Raw genomic sequence first — 23,641 nt, 5'->3', positions numbered from 1 at the left:
CCTGCTATTCGAGTACGATCACCTATTTTTGAATACCAAAAACACTTGTTATTTAACTCGTATTTTTGAGATATTTTTATCAGCTTTTCCAAATTGTTAAAGAGCAATTGGCTTCTAGAAACCAAAGCTAAGCACTGTATTAACTAATGCTTAGCTTTGTATTCTTCAACCAAAGAGAGATGGTATCCCGTACGAGATTTGAACTCGTGTTACCGCCGTGAAAGGGCGGTGTCCTAGGCCTCTAGACGAACGGGACACTGCGTTAGCTGTTCTCGTTGGTTCTACACCACACTAGAACTTCTCTCTTTATCTTTTCATCAAGCAATCTGTGTGAACACGTCACAAGGACATAAGCATCATAATAAGGAGGTGATCCAGCCCCAGGTTCCCCTAGGGCTACCTTGTTACGACTTCACCCCAGTCATGAACCACAAAGTGGTGAGCGTCCTCCCGAAGGTTAAACTACCCACTTCTTTTGCAGCCCACTCCCATGGTGTGACGGGCGGTGTGTACAAGGCCCGGGAACGTATTCACCGTAGCATTCTGATCTACGATTACTAGCGATTCCGACTTCACGGAGTCGAGTTGCAGACTCCGATCCGGACTACGACATGCTTTTTGGGGTCCGCTTGCTCTCGCGAGTTCGCATCCCTCTGTACATGCCATTGTAGCACGTGTGTAGCCCTGCCCGTAAGGGCCATGATGACTTGACGTCGTCCCCACCTTCCTCCGGTTTATCACCGGCAGTCTCCCTAGAGTTCCCACCATTACGTGCTGGCAAATAAGGATAGGGGTTGCGCTCGTTGCGGGACTTAACCCAACATCTCACGACACGAGCTGACGACAGCCATGCAGCACCTGTATCTGAGTTCCCGAAGGCACCAAGGAATCTCTTCCAAGTTCTCAGTATGTCAAGGGCAGGTAAGGTTCTTCGCGTTGCATCGAATTAAACCACATGCTCCACCGCTTGTGCTACCGTCAATTCATTTGAGTTTTAACCTTGCGGCCGTACTCCCCAGGCGGTCTACTTAATGCGTTAGCTGCGTTACCCACGAGTTAAACTCACAGACAACTAGTAGACATCGTTTACGGCGTGGACTACCAGGGTATCTAATCCTGTTTGCTCCCACGCTTTCGTACATGAGCGTCAGTTTTTGTCCAGGTGGCCGCCTTCGCCACTGGTATTCCTTCAGATCTCTACGCATTTCACCGCTACACCTGAAATTCTACCACCCTCTACAAAACTCTAGCTTGCCAGTTCCAAATGCCATTCCCAGGTTGGTTCGGGGATTTCACATCTGGCTTAACAAGCCGCCTGCGTACGCTTTACGCCCAGTAATTCCGATTAACGCTCGGACCCTCCGTATTACCGCGGCTGCTGGCACGGAGTTAGCCGGTCCTTCTTCTGTCGCTAACGTCAAAGATATAACGTATTAAGCTATACCCCTTCCTCACGACTGAAAGTGCTTTACAACCCGAAGGCCTTCTTCACACACGCGGCATGGCTGCATCAGGCTTTCGCCCATTGTGCAATATTCCCCACTGCTGCCTCCCGTAGGAGTCTGGGCCGTGTCTCAGTCCCAGTGTGGCTGATCATCCTCTCAAACCAGCTAGGGATCGTCGCCTTGGTGAGCCATTACCTCACCAACTAGCTAATCCCACTTGGGCTAATCAATACGCGAAAGGCTCCGAAGAGTCCCCTCCTTTGGTCCGAAGACATTATGCGGTATTAGCAGTCGTTTCCAACTGTTGTCCCCCACGTAAAGGCATATTCCCAAGCATTACTCACCCGTCCGCCGCTCGTCAGCAAAGTAGCAAGCTACTTTCTGTTACCGCTCGACTTGCATGTGTTAAGCCTGCCGCCAGCGTTCAATCTGAGCCATGATCAAACTCTTCAATCAAAAGTTTTTTCGCTCAAAGTTAAAAACTGAAATTATTACTGTGTTTTACAGTGCAAGACTCCAGTTCACTTAAGCTTAATTTTTTCGCTTAAGGTCCTGTGAGTGCTCACACAGATTGCTTGATAAATTGTTAAAGAGCGTTGCTTCTCAATCGAAGCGAGGTGCGCATTCTACGCTTTCCTCTGTGGCTGTCAACCGCTTTTTAAAACATTTTAAAAAGAAGTTTGAGAGCCGGCTAACTTAGCCCTAGGCCTTGCTAACCCTGACGTAGCCTTGCTTTGCTTTAGCGCGCTGCGTGCCGTGTCAGTGGAGGTGCATTATAGGGATCGATTCCCGCGGCGCAAGCGTTTTTTGAAGAAAATCACAGAAACACGTTTAAGTGTTCAGATAGCAAACAAATTGCACCTTTTTTGACTGAATTCGCCAGATTTGAGCCCAATAACTATAGTTTAGTTTTAGTGCTTTATTATGGGCCTTAGCTACCTTGACCATATATATGTTGGTTTTGTTGTAATACTGGGTTTACTTCACCTGTGTATTGGATACCATAGCCGCCCTTTTTCCTGTGGAGTCTCTTGCTGATGTCATTTTCTATCGGCCAACGCTGGATCAGTGATTCAGAATCTGAGTTAGGTTTAGGTACCGTAGTTGCTATTGAAGGTAGGATGGTTACCTTGTTGTTCCCTGCTAGCGGTGAGAATCGCTTTTATGCCATGGCGGACGCACCAGTTACTCGAGTGGTATTTAATGTTGGTGATGACATAACCAGTACTGAAGATTGGTCGATGACCATTACAGAAGTGGAAGAAGCGGATGAGTTGATTGTTTATCATGGCGTTCGTCACGATACTGAAGAAACGGTTCAGCTACGTGAAATGTTCTTAAGCCACTTCCTCAAGTTTAACAAACCTCAAGACCGACTTTTTGCTGGCCAAGTTGACCGCTTTGATAGTTTTGTTGTGCGTTACCAAACCTTAGTGAAACGCTTTGAGCAACAGCAGTCTGAGTTAAAAGGCTTAATGGGCGGTAAAGTTAGCCTAATTCCACACCAGCTTTATATCGCGAGCGAAGTGGGTCGGCGTATTTCTCCTCGGGTATTGCTGTCTGATGAAGTGGGTTTAGGTAAAACCATTGAAGCAGGCTTAATTATCCACCAGCAGCTTATTTCAGGCTTAGCTAAACGAGTATTGATTGTTGTGCCAGACGCGCTGCAATACCAGTGGCTAATAGAAATGCTGCGCCGCTTTAACATGCACTTTAGCTTGTTTGATGAAGACCGCTGCATTGAAGCTTATGCCGAAGCAGACAACCCTTTTGAAACCGAGCAATTAGTATTATGTAGCCTTAGCTTTTTACGCGGTAGCAAAAAACGTTTTGAACAGGTTGCCGAAGCTGATTGGGATTTGATGATTGTAGATGAAGCACATCACCTGCAATGGGATGAAGCAACACCAAGTCGTGAATACCAAATTATTGAAACACTGGCCAAACAAATTGCCGGCGTTTTGCTACTTACCGCGACACCGGACCAACTTGGCCACCAAAGTCACTTTGCCCGTTTAAGGTTGCTCGATCCTGACCGCTTTTACGACTATCAAGCCTTTATAGATGAAGAACAGCACTATCAACCGGTAGCGGAAGCTGCCCAGTCTTTGCTGGCCAGTAGCCTACTAAGCACCAAGCAAGCTAATCAACTTAGTGAACTGTTAAGCGAAAATGATATTGAGCCTTTGCTCGCGCTCATAAATGACAGCGCTTCAAGTTATGAACAGCAACAACAGGCGCGTGAAGAATTACTGCAACATCTTTTAGATCGCCACGGCACAGGCCGAGTATTGTTTAGAAATACCCGCAGCGCGATTGAAGGATTTCCGATGCGCCAATTGGCTAACTACCCTCTCAGCTTACCTAGCCAATATAAAACTGCATTAAAAGTACAACAAATGATGCAAGGCAGTAACGCTGGTGCCAATAATCAATTAATGTTCCCCGAAGAGCTCTACCAGCAATTTGAAGGTGAAAGCGAAGGGGAAGCCAGCTGGTGTAAGTTCGACCCACGTATCGACTGGTTAATTGGCTTTTTACTGGCACATAAACAAAAGAAAGTGTTATTAATCTGCGCTAAAGCTGCCACAGCGCTAGCTATAGAAGATGCAGTACGCACTCGCGAAGGTATTCGCGGTACCGTGTTCCATGAAGACATGTCGTTAATTGAACGTGATAAAGCCGCAGCTTATTTCGCTCAAGACGAAGCCGGCGCACAATTAATGGTGTGTTCAGAAATTGGCTCTGAAGGGCGCAACTTCCAGTTTGCGCACCATATCGTGTTATTTGATTTGCCAATGAACCCTGATCTTCTAGAGCAACGAATTGGTCGCCTGGATCGTATTGGCCAACAAAACGATATTCAAATTCATGTTCCTTATTTAGAAGGTACACCACAACAAACACTGTTACGTTGGTACCATGAGGGTTTAAACGCCTTTGAACAAACCTGTCCAGCTGGCTCAGCCATTTTTGCTGAATTTGGTGAAACCTTAACAGGCCTGCTTGGGCAAAATACGCCAGACGAAGCAGAACTAAACACACTAATAAAAGAAACAGCTAAGCGTTACCAAGAAGTAAAAGCCAAGTTAGATGCTGGTCGTGACCGCTTGTTAGAAATACACTCAAGTGGTGGCAACAAAGCTGCAGAACTCATTGAGAAAATTCAAGCAGCAGAGCAAGACCCACATTTTGTGACGTTTAGCCTACGTTTGTTCGATACCATTGGCATTAATCAAGATGACAAGGGTGAAAATGCCTTGGTATTGCATGCGAGTGAACAAATGCTAGTGCCGTCTATTAATGGCTTGCCGGAAGACGGTTGCACCATTACTTATGACAGAGACACGGCACTTAGCCGAGATGAGATTCAACTTATGTCTTGGGAGCACCCGCTGATTCAAAGCTGTATCGATACTATCTTGGGGGCCGACTTAGGCACAACGTCAGTAGCCTTACTCAAGAATCGCGCCTTACCAGTAGGTAGCTTATTTGTTGAAGGGATCTTTGTAGTAGAAACCAGCGCACCTGCCGAGTACCAAATTGAACGATACTTGCCCGCTACACCGGTGCGCATCTTGCTGGATAAAAACGGCGGAAACTTGTCTGCCAATGTTGATTTTGAACAGTTCAATCAGCAGCTTTCTGCGGTTAACCGCCACTTAGCCGCTAAGTTGATTAGTGCTTCACAAACACAAATTCATCCTTTGCTTGCACAAGCCAATGAGCTCGCCCAACAACAATTAGCAACTATTGTTGAACAAGCCAGTGAGCATATGAAGCAAAGCTTAAATGGCGAGCTTGAACGCCTTGAAGCCTTAAGCGCAGTAAACCCAAGCATTCGTAAAGATGAATTAGATACCTTACGAAGCTTACGTGACAATGCTGGCGACTACCTACAGAAAGCCCAAGTAAAATTAGATGCGCTGCGGGTAATATTGGTTTCGCACAACTAGCAAATCGAAATTCTATTTTATTTAATAGCAGGCCTTAGCTTACACTAGGGCCTTATTTTTTAGAGCTGTACTGATGCCAGATTTTGTTTATCGCCCTCCAATGTCCCCCTACTTTAGTGTTGTTTACCAAGACGAAGCTGTAATTGTATTTAACAAAGCCAGTGGTTTACTGTCGGTACCTGGTCGGCTTGAGAAAGATAGCTTGTGGGATCGCGCTCAACGAGTTTGGCCAGACATTAAAGTTGTGCACCGGCTAGATATGGCAACCTCAGGGCTAATAGTTATGGCCTTAGGCAAGCCAGCCCAAAGCCACTTGAGTCGTCAGTTTCAGCAACGACGCACCACTAAAACCTACTATGCCGAAATCTTTGGTCATCCAGAACAAGAGCAAGGCGAAGTTAACCTACCACTACGTTGTGATTGGCCTAATCGCCCCAAACAAATTGTAGATTTTGAACAAGGCAAAGACGCTTTAACACACTGGCAGATTATTGTGCAAAGGCCTCAAACAAGCTTAGTTGAACTGAAACCGATCACTGGACGAACCCACCAACTACGGGTGCATATGCAACAACTAGGCTGCCCCATTGTTGGCGATGGATTTTATGCATGCCAACAGTCAAAAGCGCTAAGCGAACGCTTACACCTTCATGCTGCCAAATTAGGTTTTTATCATCCAGAAACAGAGCAATTTATGGAATTTGAGTGTGCTCCGCCATTTTAGTTAAAGCAAAGCTGGGTATTGTCCGATACATTAAGCATACACCCCTCCAAGGAACCCAAATTGTGCAGCTTGCTAAGTATTGCTTTCTCTCCAGTTTATTAGCAATAAACTGCGCATTTGCTGAGGTTCAACCTCAAGATTTTAGCCATTGGCCAGTAAATGGTGAATTAAAACAGCTGGATGTAGAGCAACAACAATTTGTTAGTTTGTGGCTAGAAGAAGAAACCCCGCAAAAACGTGGCACCATTATTTTACTTCCCGATTGGGGTATATCACCAAGCGCTCCCAACAGTATTGATTCACTTCGCCAGGCTCTTCCCAAACTAGGCTGGGAAACTGGGGCTATTTTACCTCCTAAGCCCATGTCAGGTTTAATACAGCAAGCAGAAACCGAGAATGATGAGCAACTGCAGCAATACAAACAAAGCTTACAAGCGCTTATTCAAGCAGCTAAACAAAATCAAGCTGAGCAGTTTGGTTTTCAAGTGATTATTGCACAGGGTGTTATGGGAGCATGGCTGGTTGAATTGCTAGCCGAAGACGAGCTAGAACAACCCGATGGCATTGTACTTATTAGCGCTTATTACCCTAACCAAACGCTGAATAAAAAACTGGCCGAGCAAACTGCAACACTGGCTATTCCAGTGCTAGATATTTATGCCGAGCACTATAACCATTGGCAGCAACAAGCCCGAGAGCAACGTTTAATAGCCAGTAACAAAAATCAAAAGCTAAACTACCGACAAACCCATTTACCCGCCACCGCCGACACCGCGCCTAATAGCGCAAAACTAAATAAAACCGTTTACGGCTGGTTCAACGCACTAGGCTGGTATTAAGCTAAGACTCCTCTCTAGTGCTGGAGGCAACCACAAGATATTGCTAAGCTGAGGGCCACAAACTCTCGCTAATAGCTTGCCATGAAAATAGTTTTTTTAGATCGCCTCACCCTAGCTAGCCATATCAACTTGGCGCGTCCCAGTTTTGCTCATCAATGGCAAGAGTACCCCAGCACCACACCACAACAAGTACTTGAGCGCTGCCAAGATGCAAGCATCATCATTGTGAATAAAGTGCAATTAAGTAGGGATACATTAACTCAATTGCCACAGCTAAAAATGATTGCGGTTGCAGCTACCGGGACTAACAATGTGGATCTAGCGGCAGCCGAAGAACTTGGCATCGTTGTTAGTAATATAAGAAATTATGCCGCTCAAAGCATTGCCGAACACTGCTTGGCGCTGATGTTTAACCTGAGGCGGAATGTATTAGCCTATCATCAGGCGATTCAACAAGGTCGTTGGCAACACGCTAAGCAATTTTGTTTTTTTGATTTCCCCATCGATAACTTGGCTAAGCAAACACTAGCAATAATAGGCGGCGGCAACTTGGGCCAAGCGACCGCACAATTAGCCAGTAATTTAGGCATGGAGGTGGTAATGGTAGAACACAAAGGCCAAACTCCTCGCCCTGGCAGAGTTGCCTTTGAAGAAGCAATTAGCAGTGCAGATGTGATTAGCATCCATTGTCCACTGACTCCGCAGACTAAGGATCTATTTGGCGAGCTAGAGTTGGCGATGATGAAGGAGACGGCCTTACTGATTAACACAGCCCGCGGTGGAATAGTTAACGAACAGGCTTTGTTGCAGGCTTTGCAAAACAAGCAAATTGCTGGCGCGGCAAGTGATGTCTCTGAATGTGAACCACCTACGCACGACAGCCCACTGATGCAGGCACTTAGCCTAAATAACTTTATACTTACCCCACATGTGGGCTGGGCGAGCAGCCAAAACATGCAAGTTTTGGCTGACCAATTGATCGATAATATCGAAGCATTTGTAGCAGGAAAACCACGCCACCAAGTATTCGCTAATTAGCGCTCTTACGTTGTTGTTTGACTAACTCGTAAGCCTGTTGAATATCTTGAGTACGCTGCTTAGCTAGCTCCATCATTTCTGGTGGTAAGCCCTTGGCGACTAACTTGTCGGGATGATGCTGACTCATTAGTTTGCGGTAAGCACGTTTGATTTGCTGGTAACTATCTTGTTGGTTAACGCCTAAGATTTGGTAGGCTTCTTCTAGCTGCTTAGCGCTACTTTGCGCGCTTTGGCGTTGACCACCATGGCGATGGAACTTGAGCTCGGCTTCCCAACGTGAAATCATCGCCTGAAGCTCTGCTTCCGAGAAGCCTAAAGCCTTGGCTACACGCTTCAATAAAGCATGTTCACTGTCGTCGATTACGCCATCAGCAAACACCCCTTGCAGCTGAATTTCCATGAACATTTGCAGCAAATCGCGACGTCCATTGACCGCACTAACAAATTGAGAAATCTGATCTTCTAAGGGAAAGTCTGCGTCTTTGCCTTGGCGAAAAGCATCTTGAGCTTGGCGCCTAGCTTCGCCTTGCAGCCGCATTTGATCCATCAAAAAGTTAGCGACCTGAATCTCTTGTTGAGTCACCACGCCTTTTGACTTAGCAATATGGCCAAGTACCGCAAAGGTAGAGAACAAAAAGGCTTGCTGAGCAGCTTGGCTACTCGCTGCCGAAAAGGCAAAATTGCCGCCTACCGCTTTATCAAACCGATGGCCTAGCCATAGGCCAAGCAAGGCACCAAAAGGCCCACCAAACATAAAGCCAAAAAATACGCCTAATACTTTTCCCCAAATTCGCATCACTATTCTCTATCTTTGGTTAATTGCTGGTCTAGTTGTTGAAGCCGCTCAGGTGTCCCCACATCTACCCATTTGCCGCCTTGTAGTTGACCACTCACTTGTTGGCTTAACATTGCTGCACGCAATAAAGGTGCAAGAGCTTGTTTACCGCTAGGCACATGCTGAAAAAAGCGTTGATGATAAATGGCTACACCACTAAATGTAAACTCAGGCTTATCTATCACCAAACCTTGCTCCAAGCTAAAATCACCGGTTAAGTTGTGGCTCGGATTAGTCACCAAGTATAAATGAGCATCACTGTCGGTTTGACTATTTTGGCAAATAGCTTGGTAACCCCAATCATTCCAAACATCCCCATTAATCACCAAGAACTGCTCGCTAGCGATAATGGGTAAGGCGTTAACAATGCCCCCGGCCGTTTCTAAGGCACTAGATTCATGACTATAAAGCACCTCGATTCCCCATTTGTCACCTTGGCCCACATGTGCTTCAACCATCTCGCCTAAATAAGCGGTATTTATCACGATGCGTGTTACGCCTGCAGTAACCAACTTGTCGATATGCCAGTTAATCAAGGCTTTACCAGCAACTTTTAACAATGGTTTTGGGCAATTATCAGTTAACGGACGCATCCGCTCGCCGCGTCCCGCAGCCAAAATCATTGCGGTGCGAATTTGGCTCATGCTTTAAACTCTTTTGCTATAGGACTAATCCACTGATGAAATGCCTGTAATTCAGGATAACGCTTGGTCACTTGAAGTACATATTCGAGTGTTTGAGGAATGGCTTCACGATAGGCAGTTTTACCATCCCTATGATCTAATCTGCAAAATATCCCTAGCGCTTTTATATGCCGCTGCAATCCAGTGAGATCAAACCAGCGCTGCCAAGTGCTCGGTTCGATACCCTCAACCAAATATGCCGACTTTTGGTTGAGGTATGTTTGCTGCAAGTGACTCACTAACTCTGGTGGCCAAGCGATATAACAATCACGCAGCAATGAAACCACATCGTAAGCAATAGGCCCCCAAACCATATCCTGAAAATCGATCATCACCATTTGCTGCTGATTGAGCATCAAATTTCGACTATGAAAATCACGATGCATAGGTGCATAAGGCTGTTCTAAAATAGCTTGGCTGACATTGTTACATAAGCCTTGCCAATCACAACGCTGCTGCCAACCCTCTCCCGCCTGCAACTCTGCTTCAACAAACCAGTCGGCAAATATATCTAATTCACGTTGAATAAATGCTTGGTCAAACTCTTCCATTTCTGCCAAATCTTCACGCTTAGTAGCCTGAAGTTGAACGATTAATGCAAGCGCTTGTCTATAAAGTTCAGAAGCAGTATCGGCACTTAGCACTTGCTCAAGCATGGTGGAGCCGAGGTCTTCAACACATAGAAAACCGGCATCAATATTTGCTGCTAGCACCTTAGGTACAGGCAGCGCTTGTGCACTTAAGGCATTAGCAATATCAACAAACTGTTGGTTTTTCTCGGTGGAGGGCGGCGCATCAACGGCAATGGCAGTGTCACCATTAGAAAGTTGAAAACGAAAGTAGCGCCTAAAACTGGCGTCGCCACTGATCATCGTTAGCTCAGGAGAAACAATGTCTAAGGTTTTTGACAGCCATTGCTGTAAAGCAGATTCGCGCACTAAATTACTCATAATTTCTTATACTAATAACAGCCTTTAAATAGCCGCTCACCAATAAATCCAGTATTATAAGCGGCTAACTTTAACCACAGAATTCATTAAGCACAACGTTGACGTTACAAGCTTGGAATTTGTTTATATCAGGGAATGGTTCACATTTATATGTTCGTAACTAAACGGTGCCTGCAAACATCGCTAGGATTAGCGGCGTTGCTTTCCAGCCTCAGTGCCTATGCAGAAACACCGTTATCTATGCCTCAGTGCCGAGCACACATCCCAGAACGCGTTAAATCCGGCCCGGTAGATCCTACCGCGCCTTATGTTATTGCCGCCGATGAGTTACATGCGAAACAAGGTGATAAAGCCAGTTTCAGCGGTAATGTTGAGTTCTCTCAAGGTCCTCGCGCATTAAAAGCCGAAAACACTGTATTAGATGAGCAAGCGCAAACCCTAAAAGCTAGCGGCAACATTGAGTTTAAAGACAACTTAGTGAGCGTGAAAAGTGATACTTTTGACGCCAACTTAAAAGATCATCAAGCCTCGCTTAACTCTGCTGAATACCAACTGTTTGAACAACAAGGTCGTGGCGAAGCCAGCAACCTGAAGATCAATGATGAGCAGAACTTATCATTAGAAGATGCCAGCTATACCGCTTGCCCCCCTGATGATGTTACTTGGGAAATTCGCGCAGAGAAAATTGATATCGACTCAAGTGAGCAGTGGGCAACCACAAAAAATGCTACTGTTAGGCTATTTAACGTGCCGGTAATGTACTTACCGTATTTCTCTTACCCCATCGGCGACCAACGCCACAGTGGTTTTTTATTTCCGAGTATCTCTACTTCCACTAAAAACGGTGTGGATGTCTCCACCCCCTACTACTGGAACATTGCTCCGAATTTTGATGCAACCATTACCCCACGTTTGATGACACGCCGCGGTTTACAACTGCAAACTGAATTCAGGTATTTGCTTGGGCAAAACAACGGTAACTTAAATGTAGAATATCTAGCCGATGACCGTGAACTAGACCGCGATCGATACTTACTTCACTGGGACCACAAAGGGCAATACCAGCGTCATTGGCGCTTTAATACTGATTACACCCGTATTAGTGATGATAACTACTTTAATGACTTAGGCGACAAGCTTGGAAAGGTTAACGAGAACCAATTGCTGCAAACGGGTGATGTGGGTTATCACACAAAAAACTGGTATACCGAGCTGTTAGTGCAAGACTTTCAGGTACTTGGTAACACCGAGCAACCACATACTCTACTTCCGCAGTTAAGCTTTGTGGGAGACTGGGATTTAAACTGGCAAACGCTGCAGTTTGGCTTTGATTCAGAAATCAGTAATTTCACCCACAGTGACAGTAGCTTATACACTGCTCAACGGGTGCATTTTGAACCTAGTTTAAGCTTGCCATATGTGGTGCCAGCAGGCTTTTTCAAAGCTGACTTAGCCTTAATGCATACCTACTATAGCCAAGATAAAGGTAGTAACTTTGAGTATGATTATTTAGCCAGCTCGGTTAATCGCACCTTACCAAAAGTGAGTGTTCAAGGTGGCTTAAACTTTGATCGAAATACCCTTTGGTTTGGTGATAACTACACCCAAACCCTAGAACCGGTGATTAAATACTTGTACATCCCTTATACCAATCAAGATGATATTGGGATTTATGATACCGATAACCTGCAACAAGATTACTACGGCTTATTTAGAGACAAACGCTATAGCGGCTTAGACCGGATTGCCGATGCGAATCAAATCACTCTTGGGGTGCATTCGCGCTTTTTATCGCCCAGTAACCAAGAGACATTGCGTTTGAGCCTAGGTCAAATCATTTACTTTGAGCCCAGCCGTACCACCTTAATTCCGGGTAGTGAGCCTTCTGATAACTCTAGCTCTGCGCTGGCTTTTGAAGCGGACGCCAATATTCAAAAAGATTGGTACGGACATACCGGCTTTCAAATTGATACTTTGGAAGGTCGACTTAACAAGGCCAATGCCGCTATAGAATGGCGCCCAGAAGCACAAAAATTGGTGCAAATGAATTACCGCTATTCGCAAGCCACTGAAACCATGGTGAGCGACGTAAACCAACTAGGTACTAAGGTTGCTTGGCCAATTACCGATAGCGTTTCTGCTGTAGGTAGTTACTATCGCGACATGATTTTAGACCGCAGTATCGAAAGCTACTTGGGTGTGCAATATAACTCTTGTTGTTGGGGCATTCGCCTTACATATCAACGAGGCTTGCAAAGCACCTATGTGGATGACTCCTCAGGCGTTGATCGAGTGGGCGAGTTTGACACCTCACTACGCCTCGACTTTGAAATTAAAGGCTTAGGTGGCAGCGATACCAGTAGCCGAGAAGAAATGCTAGAAGGTGGCAATTTCAAATACGGGCGCCCCTTTTACCTCAACAATTAAAACCTTTAACCCAAATATGGTAGAGTAAGCGGCGTTTTGCTCGCAGTAATGATAGGAACGAAATGAAAAGATTAATTTTGCTTAGTGTAAGTATGTTTATGCTTACTACTGGGCTGGTTCAGGCTCAAGAGCAATTGCTCGATAAAGTTGTCGCCATTGTCAATAATGATGTGATCACGCAGAGCCAAGTTGATGAACTCACCAATAAAGTTCTGCGCAATGCCCAAGGGGCAGAACAAGAGCTACCACCTCAAGATGAATTACAGCAACAAGTAATGGATAGGCTTATTCTAGAAAGCCTGCAGCTTCAGCTAGCAGACCGACTGGGCATTAGAATTAGTGATAGCCAACTAGAAAACACCATCGATAACATTATTGCTGGTGAAAACAAAAGTCGTGAAGAATTCTTAAATGACTTAACCCAGCAAGGCATTAGCTATAACCAGTTTCGTGAAGATATTCGTACCGAAATTGTTCTTGGCGAAGTAGGTCGCAGCCAAGTACAGCGTCGAGTTAATGTTTCAGAGCAAGAAATTGATGCCTTAATGAAACTGATTGAAGAGCAAGATAAAGGCACTGTTCGCTATCATGTTGGTCACATCTTACTGCGTATCTCTAGTGACGAACAAGCCACTCAACAGTTGGCAGAGAGCCTAGTTAAACAGCTTAAAGATGGGGAAAACTTTAATCAATTAGCAATGACTCATTCACAAGGTCCTAAAGCCTTGGAAGGCGGTGATTGGGGGTGGATGACCATTGAAGAAATGCCTACTTTATTTGCGGGTGTGGTAAGAAACCAGCACCAAGGGTCAGTAATGGGCCCTATTCGCACAGATTCTGGTCTACATATCATTATGGTTTTAGACGCTGAAGGTTTACAAAAAGTAGAAACCTTAGAAGTGAACGCACGTCATATTCTGATTAAACCTTCGATTATTCTAAGCGATAAGAAAGCGCAGAGTTTGTTATCTGAGTTCCGCCAACAATTGATCTTAGGTGAAGTTACATTTGAAGAGCTAGCGCGCCAATACTCTGAAGACCCAGGCTCGGCAGTGCGCGGTGGTGAATTGGGGTGGTCTGATCCTAGTGTATTTGTACCAGCATTTAGAGACACAGCAACCCGTTTGGAAGTGGGAGAATTAAGCCAACCTTTCCGTTCTACCTTTGGCTGGCATTTGATGGAAGTTCTAGACAAACGCACCACCGACACGACCAATAAAGCCAGCAAAAACCGGGCTTATCAGATGATCTTCAATCGTAAGTTCAATGAAGAAACCCAATCATGGCAAGAAGAGCTACGCGAAGAAGCATACGTGGAAATTTTGGACGGTGATGCATGAGTAAGGCCGTTGCTAGAATAGCCATCACCCCTGGTGAGCCGGCAGGTATTGGTCCAGATTTAGTGCTGGCCATTAGCCAGCGTGATTGGCCAATGGAGTTAGTGGTGGTTGCCGATCCTCGCTTGCTAAAAGAGCGTGCCAATGAGTTGGGAATGGATATTACTCTACTCCCCTTTCAGCCAGAACAAGCTGCTAAACCTCAAGCGGCTGGCACCTTAACGGTTGCGCCAATTGCGATGGCAAGTCCGGCGGTAGCAGGTCAGTTAGATGAGGCCAACGGCCACTATGTGCTAAATACCTTAAAATTTGCTAGTGATGGCAACATGAATGGCCAGTTTGCTGCGGTCGTTACTGGTCCCGTGCACAAGGGTATTATTAATAAAGCTGGCGTGTCTTTTAGTGGTCATACCGAATTTTTTGCCCAGCAATCGGGTACTGCCGATGTGGTTATGATGCTGGCAACCGAAGGCTTGCGGGTTGCCTTAGCAACCACTCACCTGCCCTTAGCCTATGTAGCCAAAGCCATTACTCACGAGCGCCTACACAATATTATCAGCATTTTACATCACGACCTGCAAACCAAGTTCGCGATTAAACAGCCTAAGATCTTTGTCTGTGGCCTAAACCCCCATGCCGGCGAAGATGGCCACCTTGGTCGCGAAGAGCTAGATATTATTATCCCTTTGCTTGATGAAATGCGTGAACAACATGGCATGAACTTAATCGGTCCATTACCTGCAGATACACTCTTCCAAGATAAGTATCTGGCAGAAGCTGATGCAGTATTAGCCATGTACCACGACCAAGGCCTACCAGTGCTAAAATATAAAGGTTTTGGCCAATCAGTAAACATTACCCTTGGTCTACCCTTTATAAGAACCTCAGTTGACCATGGAACAGCCTTAGAGCTAGCGGGAACTGGTGAAGCCGATCATGGAAGTATGATTACCGCCATCGAACAAGCCATTGATATGGTAGAGCGAGAACATGAATAAACAAGTTCATCAAGGGCACCGCGCCCGTAAACGTTTTGGTCAAAACTTCCTTAACAATGACTCGGTTATTAGCCAAATTGTCGCCACAATTTACCCTCAAGCAGGTGAAAACCTGGTCGAAATCGGCCCTGGTTTAGGCGCTTTAACTGAGCCTGTTGCTACCACTGCTGGCCACCTACAAGTGGTAGAGTTAGACCGCGATTTAGCGCAGCGCTTACGCGAGCACCCGACTCTAGCAAGCAAACTGACTATTCATGAAATTGATGCACTTAAATTCGACTTCATGCAGTTGGCGAAGCCTGAGCAGAAAATGCGGGTATTCGGAAACTTACCTTACAACATTTCTACGCCGCTTATTTTCCACTTATTAAGCTTTACTAGCGCTATTTCTGATATGCACTTTATGCTGCAAAAAGAAGTAGTGAAACGCATGGCTGCTGGCCCTGATAGCAAAGCGTACGGCCGTTTAAGTGTAATGACCCAAGTGCAATGTAATGTAATGCCAGCTCTAGAAGTACCGCCTGAAGCGTTCGCGCCACCACCAAAGGTTGATTCAGCGGTAGTTCGCTTAGAGCCTTACGAAACGACTCTTTATCCGCTGAACTCATTGGCAACCCTAGATAGAGTGTGTAAAGAGGCCTTTAATCAGCGCCGTAAAACAATTCGTAATGCATTAGGCAATTTACTTACGGTTGAGCACCTCGCCGAGCTCGATTTAAAGCCCACGCTGCGACCAGAAAATTTAACTATTCAGCAATTTTGTGATATTGCTAATTACATTGATAAAAATCAGTTATTGCAGGCTTCTAGCAGCGATGAGTAATACGCCAGAATATGATTTAGATATTGAAGTTGAATCAGGTTTTTTACCTGAGCATTCTGTTCCAGAAAAACAACAATTCGCTTTTTTTTACACCATCACTATTCGCAACTGCAGCGCTGAAGCGCTACAACTATTGCGTCGCCATTGGGTAATCACCGATGGCGACGGTAAAGTAAATGAGGTGAAAGGCGACGGTGTAGTGGGTAAGCAACCCCACCTTAAGCCGGAAAAACCTTTTTCCTATACTAGCAGCGCAGTGTTAGCGACCGAAGTAGGCGTAATGCAAGGCAGTTACACCCTGATTGACGAAGCTGGTAACGAGTTTGAAGCGGAGATCCCACCGTTTCGTTTATCACTTCCAAATAAGCTCCACTAGTTATAGGTGAGCCATGGCGACTTATTTTGTTGGTGACATCCAAGGTTGCTTGGATGAATTAATAGCACTGTTAAAACAGTGCAAATTCTCCACTAAAAAAGATCAACTCTGGCTCGCTGGAGACTTAGTTGCTCGAGGCCCTAAATCTCTAGAAACCTTACGCTTCGTTAAGGAGCTAGGCAGCGCTGCTCAGGTGGTTTTAGGTAATCACGATTTGCACTTGTTAGCGGTAGCCAACGGTATTCACCGGGCTAAACGTCGCGACAAGATACAAGATTTACTCGAAGCCCCCGACAAAAACGAATTACTGTATTGGCTGCGCCAACAACCCTTAATTAAGAAGCACCCAGACTTCGATGTAGTAATGGTGCACGCGGGCATTTACCCCAAGTGGAAAGTCAGCAAAGCACTCAAACTCGGCAAGGAAGTTCACAAACAGCTTTCAGGTAATGACTACTTGTCGTTACTAAAGAATATGTACAGTAATGAACCTGCTCATTGGAGTGATGAATTAGTGGGATATGACCGCCTAAGGTGCATTATCAATGTGTTTACCCGGATGCGTTATTGCTTCCCTGATGCTAGCCTTGATTTTGAATCAAAGCTGCCTCCCAACAAAAATACTAACCCTAACCTAAAACCTTGGTTTGAAATCCCCGGAAAGCACCTTAAAGAAACGCATATTGTATTTGGGCACTGGGCTGCGCTAATGGGCAAGAGTAAGCACGACTTAGTCTCTGGGCTAGATACAGGCTGTGTATGGGGTAATCATTTATCCATGCTGCGCTGGGAAGACCAGCGCATGTACACTCAAGATTGCCTAGACAAAAATATAAGCAACTAAACGCGCTCTAAGGTAACAAACTCATAGTTGTAAGGATTTTTCTCATCAGCTAGGTGCTTTTCGCTAGCAAGTTGTTGCCATTGATACTTTTGGTAATCTGGGAAGTGGGCGTCTCCTTCCACCTCTTTTTCAATAAAGGTTAAATACAGGGTATCGGCAAACGCTAAACACTGTTGGTAAATATTTCCGCCACCAATAACCATCACCTCAGCTTCGTCTTTAACTAAATCTAAAGCCGCCTGAACGGTGTTAACTACCGTAACCCCCTCTATGACTAAATCCACATTGCGACTTACCACTATATTTAATCGACCCGGCAGTGGGCGACCAATAGACTGATAAGTTAAGCGCCCCATAATAACCGGCTTGCCCATAGTAACCGCTTTAAAATGCTTAAGATCAGCCGGTAAATGCCAAGGCATTTGGTTATCTTTGCCGATGACTCGTTGCTTTGCCATTGCGGCTATCATTGCTACTTTCACTGTTTTACCTTTTTTAAACTTAGGGCTCTAAACAATTGGCCGACCACGGTATATCACTACCGATGGTATCGCCAAGCCAAAACTCAAGGCCATTAAAATAAACATTGTTCTTAAACCATTTTCGATAATGGTAGCTAATAAAGGTTCACTAAAACCATTGCTGTATAAGCTAATAATTCCCACCATGGTAGTAAACGCATAGCTACCCGGAATCATCGGAATGATAGAGGCTACCGTAAATACAGGTCGTGGAATTAAGTAACGACGTGACCAATAAACGCCAATTAAGCCCACGCTGGTAGACGCCACTAAGGTTGCCCATTCAAGTGGCACTCCCCAGTAAATACATAACGTTCTGAGGCTATGTGCAAACGCACCACCAATGGCACAAAAACCTAACATGCGAGTAGGCACATTAAACACCATAGCGAAGCCAACCGCCGGCACCGCTGAAAACAGCGCATCTTCGAGTAGTAATGCTAGTAATTCAATCATCTTATAACCACCCACTTACGCCAGTGGCCCACATCGACAATGCGATTCCCATGGCCACGCCCAAACTAAGCAGAGAGGCAAAAAACCAGCGTGAAATCCCCATACTGATATGACCTTTTACCATGTCTGAAACAGCATTAATCAATGGGAAACCTGGTACCAACAGCAACACCGATGCTGCCATTACCGTTTGTGGTTGATTGCCGATATCATAACGTACCGCTAAACCGGCGATAGTAGTAGCCACAAAGGCGGTCATGCCAAAATTAAGAATGGGGTTATGGTGGCGATGCGCCATTTCTTGGCGAAACAACATAGCAACAGCAGAGGCGACAAAGGTCATTGCAAATACCGCCCAATCACCGCCAAATAATCGGCTAAAGCACGCGCAAGACATACCAATCATAAACACCACTAACCAGCGATTATGTTTGTATGGCTGCAAGCGTTCTAAACGTTTAACTACGTCATCAACATCTAATAGCTGCTTCTCCGCCATAATGGTGATCCGCTGCACTTCGCATACCATATGCATGTTAATGCCGCGATCGTACACCCGGCGAGTAGTTGTAATACAACGCCCTTGAGACAAACCTGTGAGGATCAGCGCATTAGCAGTGATTGCCAACTCTACGCTATCCAGCCCTAAAGCTTTGCCTAAACGGACTGTCGTTTCTTCAATTAGCTTACTTTCAGCGCCATGCTGCTGCATGATTCTGCCAGCTTGCACTGCAACACGACAAATTCGAGTTTGTTGTTCTAGAGAAATGGTACGAACCGGAGCCTGAACAGGCTCCGGAGAGTTCCTAAATGAGCGTAACATGTAACGATCCAAGTAATACTACCACTAGTGATAGCTTACTATGGCTGGTAGATAACCTCTACATCATAATCGTCATCATCCCAATCATCATCGTCGTCTTCATCATCCCAATCTTCTTGGTTTGCTTTGTCGATTTGTTGTTGATGATAGTCATCCCACTGGAATTTAACTTCTTCACGCTCGGCCATTTCTTCTTCAACCACTGGTAGGGTTTCAATAAATTGACCAATCGCTTTACAAATGTCTTTAGTTCCATTGTTTTCTAAAGCAGAAATTGAGAAAACCTCACCTTGCCAATCTAGCGCTTCAATCACTTTTTGGCGGATCTCTTCAGCTTCTTCTTCAAGTACTAAGTCGACTTTATTAAATACCAACCAACGTGGTTTTTCGAATAGCTTTTCGCTGTATTGCTCTAGCTCGTTGATAATAGTGATGGCATTTTCCGCTGGGTCGCTACCATCAGCCGGTAGTACATCCACCATATGCAACAATACACGACAACGCTCTAGGTGCTTTAAGAAACGCACGCCAAGCCCTGCTCCATCTGCAGCGCCCTCAATCAAACCGGGAATATCAGCAATAACAAAACCGCGGTTTTCTGATTGACGCACCACGCCTAAATTAGGAATAAGTGTAGTAAATGGGTAATCAGCCACCTTAGGTTTAGCTGCAGATACGCTGCGAATAAAGGTGGATTTACCCGCATTTGGCAACCCCAACATACCTACGTCGGCAAGTAGCAATAGCTCCAATTGAAGGTTGCGAACTTCACCGGGAGTACCGTTAGATTTACGACGAGGCGCACGGTTAGTACTGCTCTTAAAGCGAGTATTACCTAAACCATGAAAACCACCTTTAGCCACCAACAAACGTTGTTTATGTTGGGTAAGATCGCCAAGGATCTCTCCAGTGTCTTGATCACGCGCTCGCGTACCAACCGGCACAGGCAGCTCTAAATCCTCACCACGCTTACCAGTACAATTAGAACCCTGGCCATTTTCGCCACGCTCTGCTTTATGAAAACGTTCAAAGCGGTAATCAATCAAGGTGTTTAGGTTTTCATCGGCTACTAAATATACACTGCCGCCATCTCCGCCATCACCACCATCAGGACCGCCACGTGGAACATACTTCTCACGACGGAAACTAATGGTGCCATTGCCGCCGTCACCGGCGTCTACTTTAATTACCGCTTCATCTACAAATTTCATTTTTCACTCCAGCATTATCGCTTAACTATAATGCACCACGCCTACTTCGTAAGCGAAATAGTGGTTTCTTGGAAAAAAAAAGCCCCGCAGTTGCGGGGCTTTTCAAATATCGAGTTGGACGTTTATTCAGCTTCGATGCTTACAAACTTACGGTTTTTAGGACCTTTAACTTCAAATTTCACTTTGCCTTCGGCAGTTGCGAAAAGAGTATGGTCTTTACCGATACCAACGTTAGAGCCAGCGTGGAACTTAGTACCACGTTGACGAACAATAATGCTACCCGCTAATACAGACTCGCCACCGAAACGCTTAACACCTAGGCGTTTGCTTTCCGAATCGCGACCGTTACGAGTACTACCACCAGCCTTTTTATGTGCCATGAGTATTTTCCTCTAAATTAACCGTTAATGCCTGTAATGCGAACTTCAGTGAACCACTGACGGTGGCCCTGTTGCTTACGTGAATGCTTACGACGACGGAACTTAACGATTTTAACTTTATCGCCACGACCATGAGAAACAACTTCAGCTGTTACTTTGGTACCATCTACATAAGGTGCGCCTACTTTAACGTCTTCGCCATTAGCAACTAGTAATACGTTATCAAATTCAACTGTGTTACCAGTCTCAACGTCTAGTTTCTCAAGGCGAAGTGTTTGACCTTCGGCCACACGGTGCTGTTTACCACCACTTAGGATAACCGCGTACATTTTCTTCAAACTCCGCTTACACCTGATATTTCAAGGTGTCTATAATTCTCAACAATGACGGCGGATTCTACGGAAAAAGATCTGTTCCCGCAAGGGGAATTTCAAAAAAGTTTAAAAATCACGCAAGGCCAAGAATTTTAAGCGGTGAAAGCTGCTTAAACAAAGGAATTGAGATACTATTACAGCATTAAATTATCACCATAATATTGCTGAATCATCGGCAACAACCTCTAATAAGAAATTATGCAATTGGATGCGATAAAAAAGCTGTCTGATCAAGACATGTCTGCGGTAAACGAGCTTATCTTTAAAGAACTCGAATCAGATGTGGCTCTTATAAACCAAATCTCTTTTTATATTGTAAATAGTGGTGGCAAAAGGATCCGACCGCTGTTGACCGTATTGGCAGCGCGAGCTTTAGGTTATCAGCAAGATCAACACATCAAACTTGCGGCCATTATTGAATTCATTCATACCTCTACTCTCTTACACGATGATGTAGTTGATGAATCCGAATTACGCCGCGGTAAAGATACTGCCAATGCACGCTTTGGCAACGCAGCCAGTGTATTAGTTGGCGACTTCCTCTACTCACGCTCTTTCCAGTTAATGACCCAACTGCAAAACCTTAAAGTGATGGACATACTAGCCGATGCCACCAATGTAATTGCGGAAGGTGAAGTATTACAGCTAATTAACTGCAACGACCCTGATACAGATGAAGCACGTTACTTTGAAGTTATTTATTGCAAAACAGCCAAATTGTTTGAAGCGGCGACTCGCTTAGCAGCAGTAATTGGTGAACAAAGCGCTGAGATAGAACTTGCAATGCAAGACTACGGCAAATACCTAGGCACAGCATTTCAAATTATGGATGATGTATTGGATTATGTTGCAGACCAAGCCGAGATGGGCAAAAACGTGGGTGACGACCTAGCAGAAGGTAAGCCAACCCTACCGCTTATCTACGCCATGGAACAAGCTGAGCCAGCCGATAAGGCGCTAATTAGCGAAGCCATTAAACAAGGTGGCTCGCGCGACCAACTCGACGCGATATTAGCGATTTTAGACAAAACCAAGGCACTTGATTACTGCCGAGAGCGCGCAGCTGAAGAAGCACAAAAAGCGATTGACGCTTTAACCTTGATTGCTGACAGTGACTACAAGCAAGCGCTTATGAGCCTAGCCAATATCGCAGCCGACCGCGCCGCTTAGCTAGTTTTATTAAATGGATACAAAAAAGGCTGCCTAAGGGCAGCCTTTTTATTAGCTCAACATTAATTAAGCAAAAGGATGGCGTAAAATAATAGTTTCTACACGATCTGGGCCAGTTGAAATAATGTCAACCGGCACTTCTAATAGCTCTTCAATGCGCGCTATGTAGTTTAATGCTGCTTGTGGCAGTTGCTCGCGAGCAGTTACACCAAAGGTGTTCTCCGACCAACCAGGCATTGATTCATACACAGGCTCAGCCACTTCGTAACCTTCAGCTGCCATAGGCGGAACTGACAGAACATCGCCATTAGGCATTTTGTAACCAGTACAAATCTTTAACTCTTCCAAGCCATCTAGTACATCTAGTTTGGTTAAACACAAACCTGACAAGCTGTTAATTTGTACTGCGCGACGCATTGTTACTGCGTCTAACCAACCACAACGGCGTTTACGGCCAGTCGTTGCACCAAACTCATGACCTTTCACGCCTAAGTGTTGGCCGATGTCATCATCAAGCTCTGTAGGGAAAGGACCAGAACCCACACGCGTGGTGTAAGCCTTAGTAATGCCCAAAACATAATCTAAATGGCAAGGGCCAAAACCACTACCCGTAGCTACGCCACCAGCAGTAGTATTTGATGAAGTAACAAACGGATAGGTGCCGTGGTCAATGTCTAATAAAGTGCCTTGAGCACCTTCAAACATAATTGAGTCACCACGACGACGAGCCTTATCTAGCAAGTCAGTAACGTCAGTTACCATAGCCGTAATTACTGGCGCCATCTTGGTCATTTGCTCAAGCACTTCTTCATAACTTACGCTTGGCGCGTCGTAGTAATGATTAAGTTGGAAGTTATGGTACTCCATCACTTCTTTTAGCTTGGTAGCAAATTGCTCCATGTCGAACAAATCGCCAACACGTAAACCGCGACGAGCAACTTTATCTTCATAAGCTGGACCGATACCACGACCAGTAGTACCAATAGCGTTTTTACCACGCGCTTTTTCGCGCGCCATGTCTAAGGCAACATGGTAAGGCAAAATTAGAGGACAAGCCTCACTGATCACCAAGCGTTCTTTTACAGGAACGCCGCGCTCTTCGAGCATAGCCATTTCTTTAAATAGCGCATCAGGTGCTAATACCACGCCATTACCAATTACGCAGGTAACGTTATCGCGAAGTACACCAGATGGTATTAAGTGGAGGACAGTTTTTTCACCGTCAATAACTAAGGTATGACCAGCATTGTGACCGCCTTGATAGCGCACCACATAGCTTGATTTGTCGGTAAGCAAGTCTACGATCTTACCCTTGCCTTCGTCTCCCCATTGGGAGCCAAGGATCACTACGTTCTTTCCCATTGTCTTTTGTCGTCTCAGTTAAAAAGCGATTCTAGCAGAAATCGGACAGTCAAGGGGTGCATGTTATAC

At 45.3% G+C, this 23,641-nt stretch carries 21 protein-coding genes, 1 tRNA gene and 1 rRNA gene; 11 read left to right on the top strand and 12 right to left on the bottom strand.

Translation table 11 applies throughout. From position 1 onward, the window contains the following. Positions 1-180: 180 nt before the first annotated feature. Positions 181-256 (bottom strand) — tRNA-Glu (locus K5620_RS02890). A gap of 106 nt (positions 257-362) precedes the next feature. Continuing rightward, positions 363-1,901: ribosomal RNA gene (locus K5620_RS02885) — 16S ribosomal RNA — on the bottom strand. 581 nt (positions 1,902-2,482) lie between these two features. On the opposite strand from K5620_RS02885, the gene rapA reads away from it, so the two are divergent. From rapA to K5620_RS02865, 4 genes are all read left to right on the top strand, one after another. Next, positions 2,483-5,401 (top strand): RNA polymerase-associated protein RapA, encoded by a 2,919-nt coding sequence (gene rapA, locus K5620_RS02880; protein WP_016403724.1) that lies wholly within the window; start codon positions 2,483-2,485, stop codon positions 5,399-5,401. Between the two features lie 73 nt (positions 5,402-5,474). Beyond that, positions 5,475-6,125 carry a pseudouridine synthase gene (locus tag K5620_RS02875; RefSeq protein WP_016403725.1) on the top strand — a complete coding sequence of 217 codons (651 nt, stop codon included), beginning with the start codon at positions 5,475-5,477 and terminating at the stop codon, positions 6,123-6,125. Positions 6,126-6,187: 62 nt separating this feature from the next. After that, positions 6,188-6,964, top strand: coding sequence for a DUF3530 family protein (locus tag K5620_RS02870; RefSeq protein WP_016403726.1), 777 nt, complete (start codon positions 6,188-6,190; stop codon positions 6,962-6,964). Positions 6,965-7,045: 81 nt separating this feature from the next. Beyond that, complete coding sequence (locus tag K5620_RS02865; protein WP_016403727.1) at positions 7,046-8,002, top strand: D-2-hydroxyacid dehydrogenase; 957 nt, start codon at positions 7,046-7,048, stop codon at positions 8,000-8,002. Here K5620_RS02865 and djlA read toward each other — a convergent pair. The 3 genes from djlA to K5620_RS02850 are packed head-to-tail and all read right to left on the bottom strand — an operon-like array spanning position 7,995 to position 10,470. Further along, positions 7,995-8,798 (bottom strand): co-chaperone DjlA, encoded by an 804-nt coding sequence (gene djlA / locus K5620_RS02860; RefSeq protein ID WP_016403728.1) that lies wholly within the window; start codon positions 8,796-8,798, stop codon positions 7,995-7,997. The genes K5620_RS02865 and djlA overlap by 8 nt on opposite strands. Positions 8,799-8,800: 2 nt before the next feature. Beyond that, complete coding sequence (gene murU, locus K5620_RS02855; RefSeq protein WP_016403729.1) at positions 8,801-9,481, bottom strand: N-acetylmuramate alpha-1-phosphate uridylyltransferase MurU; 681 nt, start codon at positions 9,479-9,481, stop codon at positions 8,801-8,803. Beyond that, positions 9,478-10,470 (bottom strand): aminoglycoside phosphotransferase family protein, encoded by a 993-nt coding sequence (locus K5620_RS02850; RefSeq protein WP_016403730.1) that lies wholly within the window; start codon positions 10,468-10,470, stop codon positions 9,478-9,480. Before K5620_RS02850 ends, murU begins: the two co-directional genes overlap by 4 nt. Before the next feature lie 198 nt (positions 10,471-10,668). Here K5620_RS02850 and lptD point away from each other — a divergent pair, with 198 nt between their 5' ends. From lptD to K5620_RS02820, 6 genes are all read left to right on the top strand, one after another. After that, a complete protein-coding gene (gene lptD, locus K5620_RS02845; RefSeq protein WP_016403731.1) occupies positions 10,669-12,897 on the top strand; it encodes an LPS assembly protein LptD in 2,229 nt (742 codons plus the stop codon). Positions 12,898-12,959: 62 nt separating this feature from the next. Next, positions 12,960-14,237, top strand: a complete 1,278-nt coding sequence (gene surA / locus K5620_RS02840; RefSeq protein WP_016403732.1) for a peptidylprolyl isomerase SurA — start codon at positions 12,960-12,962, stop codon at positions 14,235-14,237. Beyond that, entirely contained in the window at positions 14,234-15,232 is a 999-nt protein-coding gene (gene pdxA / locus K5620_RS02835) for a 4-hydroxythreonine-4-phosphate dehydrogenase PdxA (protein WP_016403733.1), read from the top strand. The genes surA and pdxA overlap by 4 nt, the downstream gene beginning before the upstream one ends. Next, complete coding sequence (gene rsmA, locus K5620_RS02830; RefSeq protein WP_016403734.1) at positions 15,225-16,055, top strand: 16S rRNA (adenine(1518)-N(6)/adenine(1519)-N(6))-dimethyltransferase RsmA; 831 nt, start codon at positions 15,225-15,227, stop codon at positions 16,053-16,055. Before pdxA ends, rsmA begins: the two co-directional genes overlap by 8 nt. Continuing rightward, positions 16,048-16,431 carry a Co2+/Mg2+ efflux protein ApaG gene (gene apaG, locus K5620_RS02825; protein ID WP_016403735.1) on the top strand — a complete coding sequence of 128 codons (384 nt, stop codon included), beginning with the start codon at positions 16,048-16,050 and terminating at the stop codon, positions 16,429-16,431. Before rsmA ends, apaG begins: the two co-directional genes overlap by 8 nt. 13 nt (positions 16,432-16,444) lie before the next feature. Further along, positions 16,445-17,275 (top strand): symmetrical bis(5'-nucleosyl)-tetraphosphatase, encoded by an 831-nt coding sequence (locus tag K5620_RS02820; RefSeq protein ID WP_016403736.1) that lies wholly within the window; start codon positions 16,445-16,447, stop codon positions 17,273-17,275. On the opposite strand, the gene folA is transcribed toward K5620_RS02820, so the two are convergent. The 6 genes from folA to rplU form a co-directional block, all read right to left on the bottom strand. Beyond that, positions 17,272-17,757 (bottom strand): type 3 dihydrofolate reductase, encoded by a 486-nt coding sequence (folA, locus tag K5620_RS02815; RefSeq protein ID WP_016403737.1) that lies wholly within the window; start codon positions 17,755-17,757, stop codon positions 17,272-17,274. The two genes, K5620_RS02820 and folA, sit on opposite strands and share 4 nt — an antisense overlap. 27 nt (positions 17,758-17,784) lie before the next feature. Then, positions 17,785-18,252: a threonine/serine exporter family protein gene (locus K5620_RS02810; protein ID WP_016403738.1), complete on the bottom strand. Its 468-nt coding sequence runs from the start codon at positions 18,250-18,252 to the stop codon at positions 17,785-17,787. 1 nt (position 18,253) lies between these two features. Continuing rightward, the gene (locus K5620_RS02805; RefSeq protein ID WP_016403739.1) at positions 18,254-19,075 is read right to left on the bottom strand and encodes a threonine/serine exporter family protein; all 822 of its coding nucleotides are present in this window, start codon (positions 19,073-19,075) and stop codon (positions 18,254-18,256) included. Between the two features lie 38 nt (positions 19,076-19,113). Then, positions 19,114-20,286: an Obg family GTPase CgtA gene (gene cgtA / locus K5620_RS02800; protein WP_016403740.1), complete on the bottom strand. Its 1,173-nt coding sequence runs from the start codon at positions 20,284-20,286 to the stop codon at positions 19,114-19,116. A gap of 122 nt (positions 20,287-20,408) precedes the next feature. After that, a complete protein-coding gene (gene rpmA / locus K5620_RS02795; RefSeq protein ID WP_016403741.1) occupies positions 20,409-20,666 on the bottom strand; it encodes a 50S ribosomal protein L27 in 258 nt (85 codons plus the stop codon). 17 nt (positions 20,667-20,683) lie between these two features. Next, a complete protein-coding gene (gene rplU, locus K5620_RS02790) occupies positions 20,684-20,995 on the bottom strand; it encodes a 50S ribosomal protein L21 (RefSeq protein WP_016403742.1) in 312 nt (103 codons plus the stop codon). A gap of 243 nt (positions 20,996-21,238) precedes the next feature. Between rplU and ispB the strand changes: the two genes are divergently transcribed. Beyond that, on the top strand, positions 21,239-22,210 hold the full coding sequence (gene ispB / locus K5620_RS02785; RefSeq protein ID WP_016403743.1) for an octaprenyl diphosphate synthase: 972 nt from the start codon (positions 21,239-21,241) through the stop codon (positions 22,208-22,210). A gap of 66 nt (positions 22,211-22,276) precedes the next feature. On the opposite strand, the gene K5620_RS02780 is transcribed toward ispB, so the two are convergent. Then, positions 22,277-23,572 carry an adenylosuccinate synthase gene (locus K5620_RS02780; RefSeq protein ID WP_040307643.1) on the bottom strand — a complete coding sequence of 432 codons (1,296 nt, stop codon included), beginning with the start codon at positions 23,570-23,572 and terminating at the stop codon, positions 22,277-22,279. Positions 23,573-23,641 lie beyond the last annotated feature (69 nt).

This window comes from Agarivorans albus (assembly GCF_019670105.1).
GTDB lineage: Bacteria > Pseudomonadota > Gammaproteobacteria > Enterobacterales > Celerinatantimonadaceae > Agarivorans > Agarivorans albus.
This window is presented reverse-complemented; position numbering and strand designations above follow the sequence as displayed.

Excerpts from the sequence above, each read along its gene's own strand:
- K5620_RS02810 (WP_016403738.1), bottom strand. The coding sequence starts at position 18,252 with ATGATTGAATTACTAGCATTACTACTCGAAGATGCGCTGTTTTCAGCG.
- pdxA (WP_016403733.1), top strand. The coding sequence starts at position 14,234 with ATGAGTAAGGCCGTTGCTAGAATAGCCATCACCCCTGGTGAGCCGGCA.
- ispB (WP_016403743.1), top strand. The coding sequence starts at position 21,239 with ATGCAATTGGATGCGATAAAAAAGCTGTCTGATCAAGACATGTCTGCG.
- apaG (WP_016403735.1), top strand. The coding sequence starts at position 16,048 with ATGAGTAATACGCCAGAATATGATTTAGATATTGAAGTTGAATCAGGT.
- rsmA (WP_016403734.1), top strand. The coding sequence starts at position 15,225 with ATGAATAAACAAGTTCATCAAGGGCACCGCGCCCGTAAACGTTTTGGT.
- K5620_RS02865 (WP_016403727.1), top strand. The coding sequence starts at position 7,046 with ATGAAAATAGTTTTTTTAGATCGCCTCACCCTAGCTAGCCATATCAAC.
- K5620_RS02780 (WP_040307643.1), bottom strand. The coding sequence starts at position 23,572 with ATGGGAAAGAACGTAGTGATCCTTGGCTCCCAATGGGGAGACGAAGGC.
- K5620_RS02850 (WP_016403730.1), bottom strand. The coding sequence starts at position 10,470 with ATGAGTAATTTAGTGCGCGAATCTGCTTTACAGCAATGGCTGTCAAAA.
- rplU (WP_016403742.1), bottom strand. The coding sequence starts at position 20,995 with ATGTACGCGGTTATCCTAAGTGGTGGTAAACAGCACCGTGTGGCCGAA.
- K5620_RS02875 (WP_016403725.1), top strand. The coding sequence starts at position 5,475 with ATGCCAGATTTTGTTTATCGCCCTCCAATGTCCCCCTACTTTAGTGTT.
- cgtA (WP_016403740.1), bottom strand. The coding sequence starts at position 20,286 with ATGAAATTTGTAGATGAAGCGGTAATTAAAGTAGACGCCGGTGACGGC.
- djlA (WP_016403728.1), bottom strand. The coding sequence starts at position 8,798 with ATGCGAATTTGGGGAAAAGTATTAGGCGTATTTTTTGGCTTTATGTTT.
- surA (WP_016403732.1), top strand. The coding sequence starts at position 12,960 with ATGAAAAGATTAATTTTGCTTAGTGTAAGTATGTTTATGCTTACTACT.
- K5620_RS02805 (WP_016403739.1), bottom strand. The coding sequence starts at position 19,075 with ATGTTACGCTCATTTAGGAACTCTCCGGAGCCTGTTCAGGCTCCGGTT.
- rpmA (WP_016403741.1), bottom strand. The coding sequence starts at position 20,666 with ATGGCACATAAAAAGGCTGGTGGTAGTACTCGTAACGGTCGCGATTCG.
- murU (WP_016403729.1), bottom strand. The coding sequence starts at position 9,481 with ATGAGCCAAATTCGCACCGCAATGATTTTGGCTGCGGGACGCGGCGAG.
- rapA (WP_016403724.1), top strand. The coding sequence starts at position 2,483 with ATGTCATTTTCTATCGGCCAACGCTGGATCAGTGATTCAGAATCTGAG.
- K5620_RS02820 (WP_016403736.1), top strand. The coding sequence starts at position 16,445 with ATGGCGACTTATTTTGTTGGTGACATCCAAGGTTGCTTGGATGAATTA.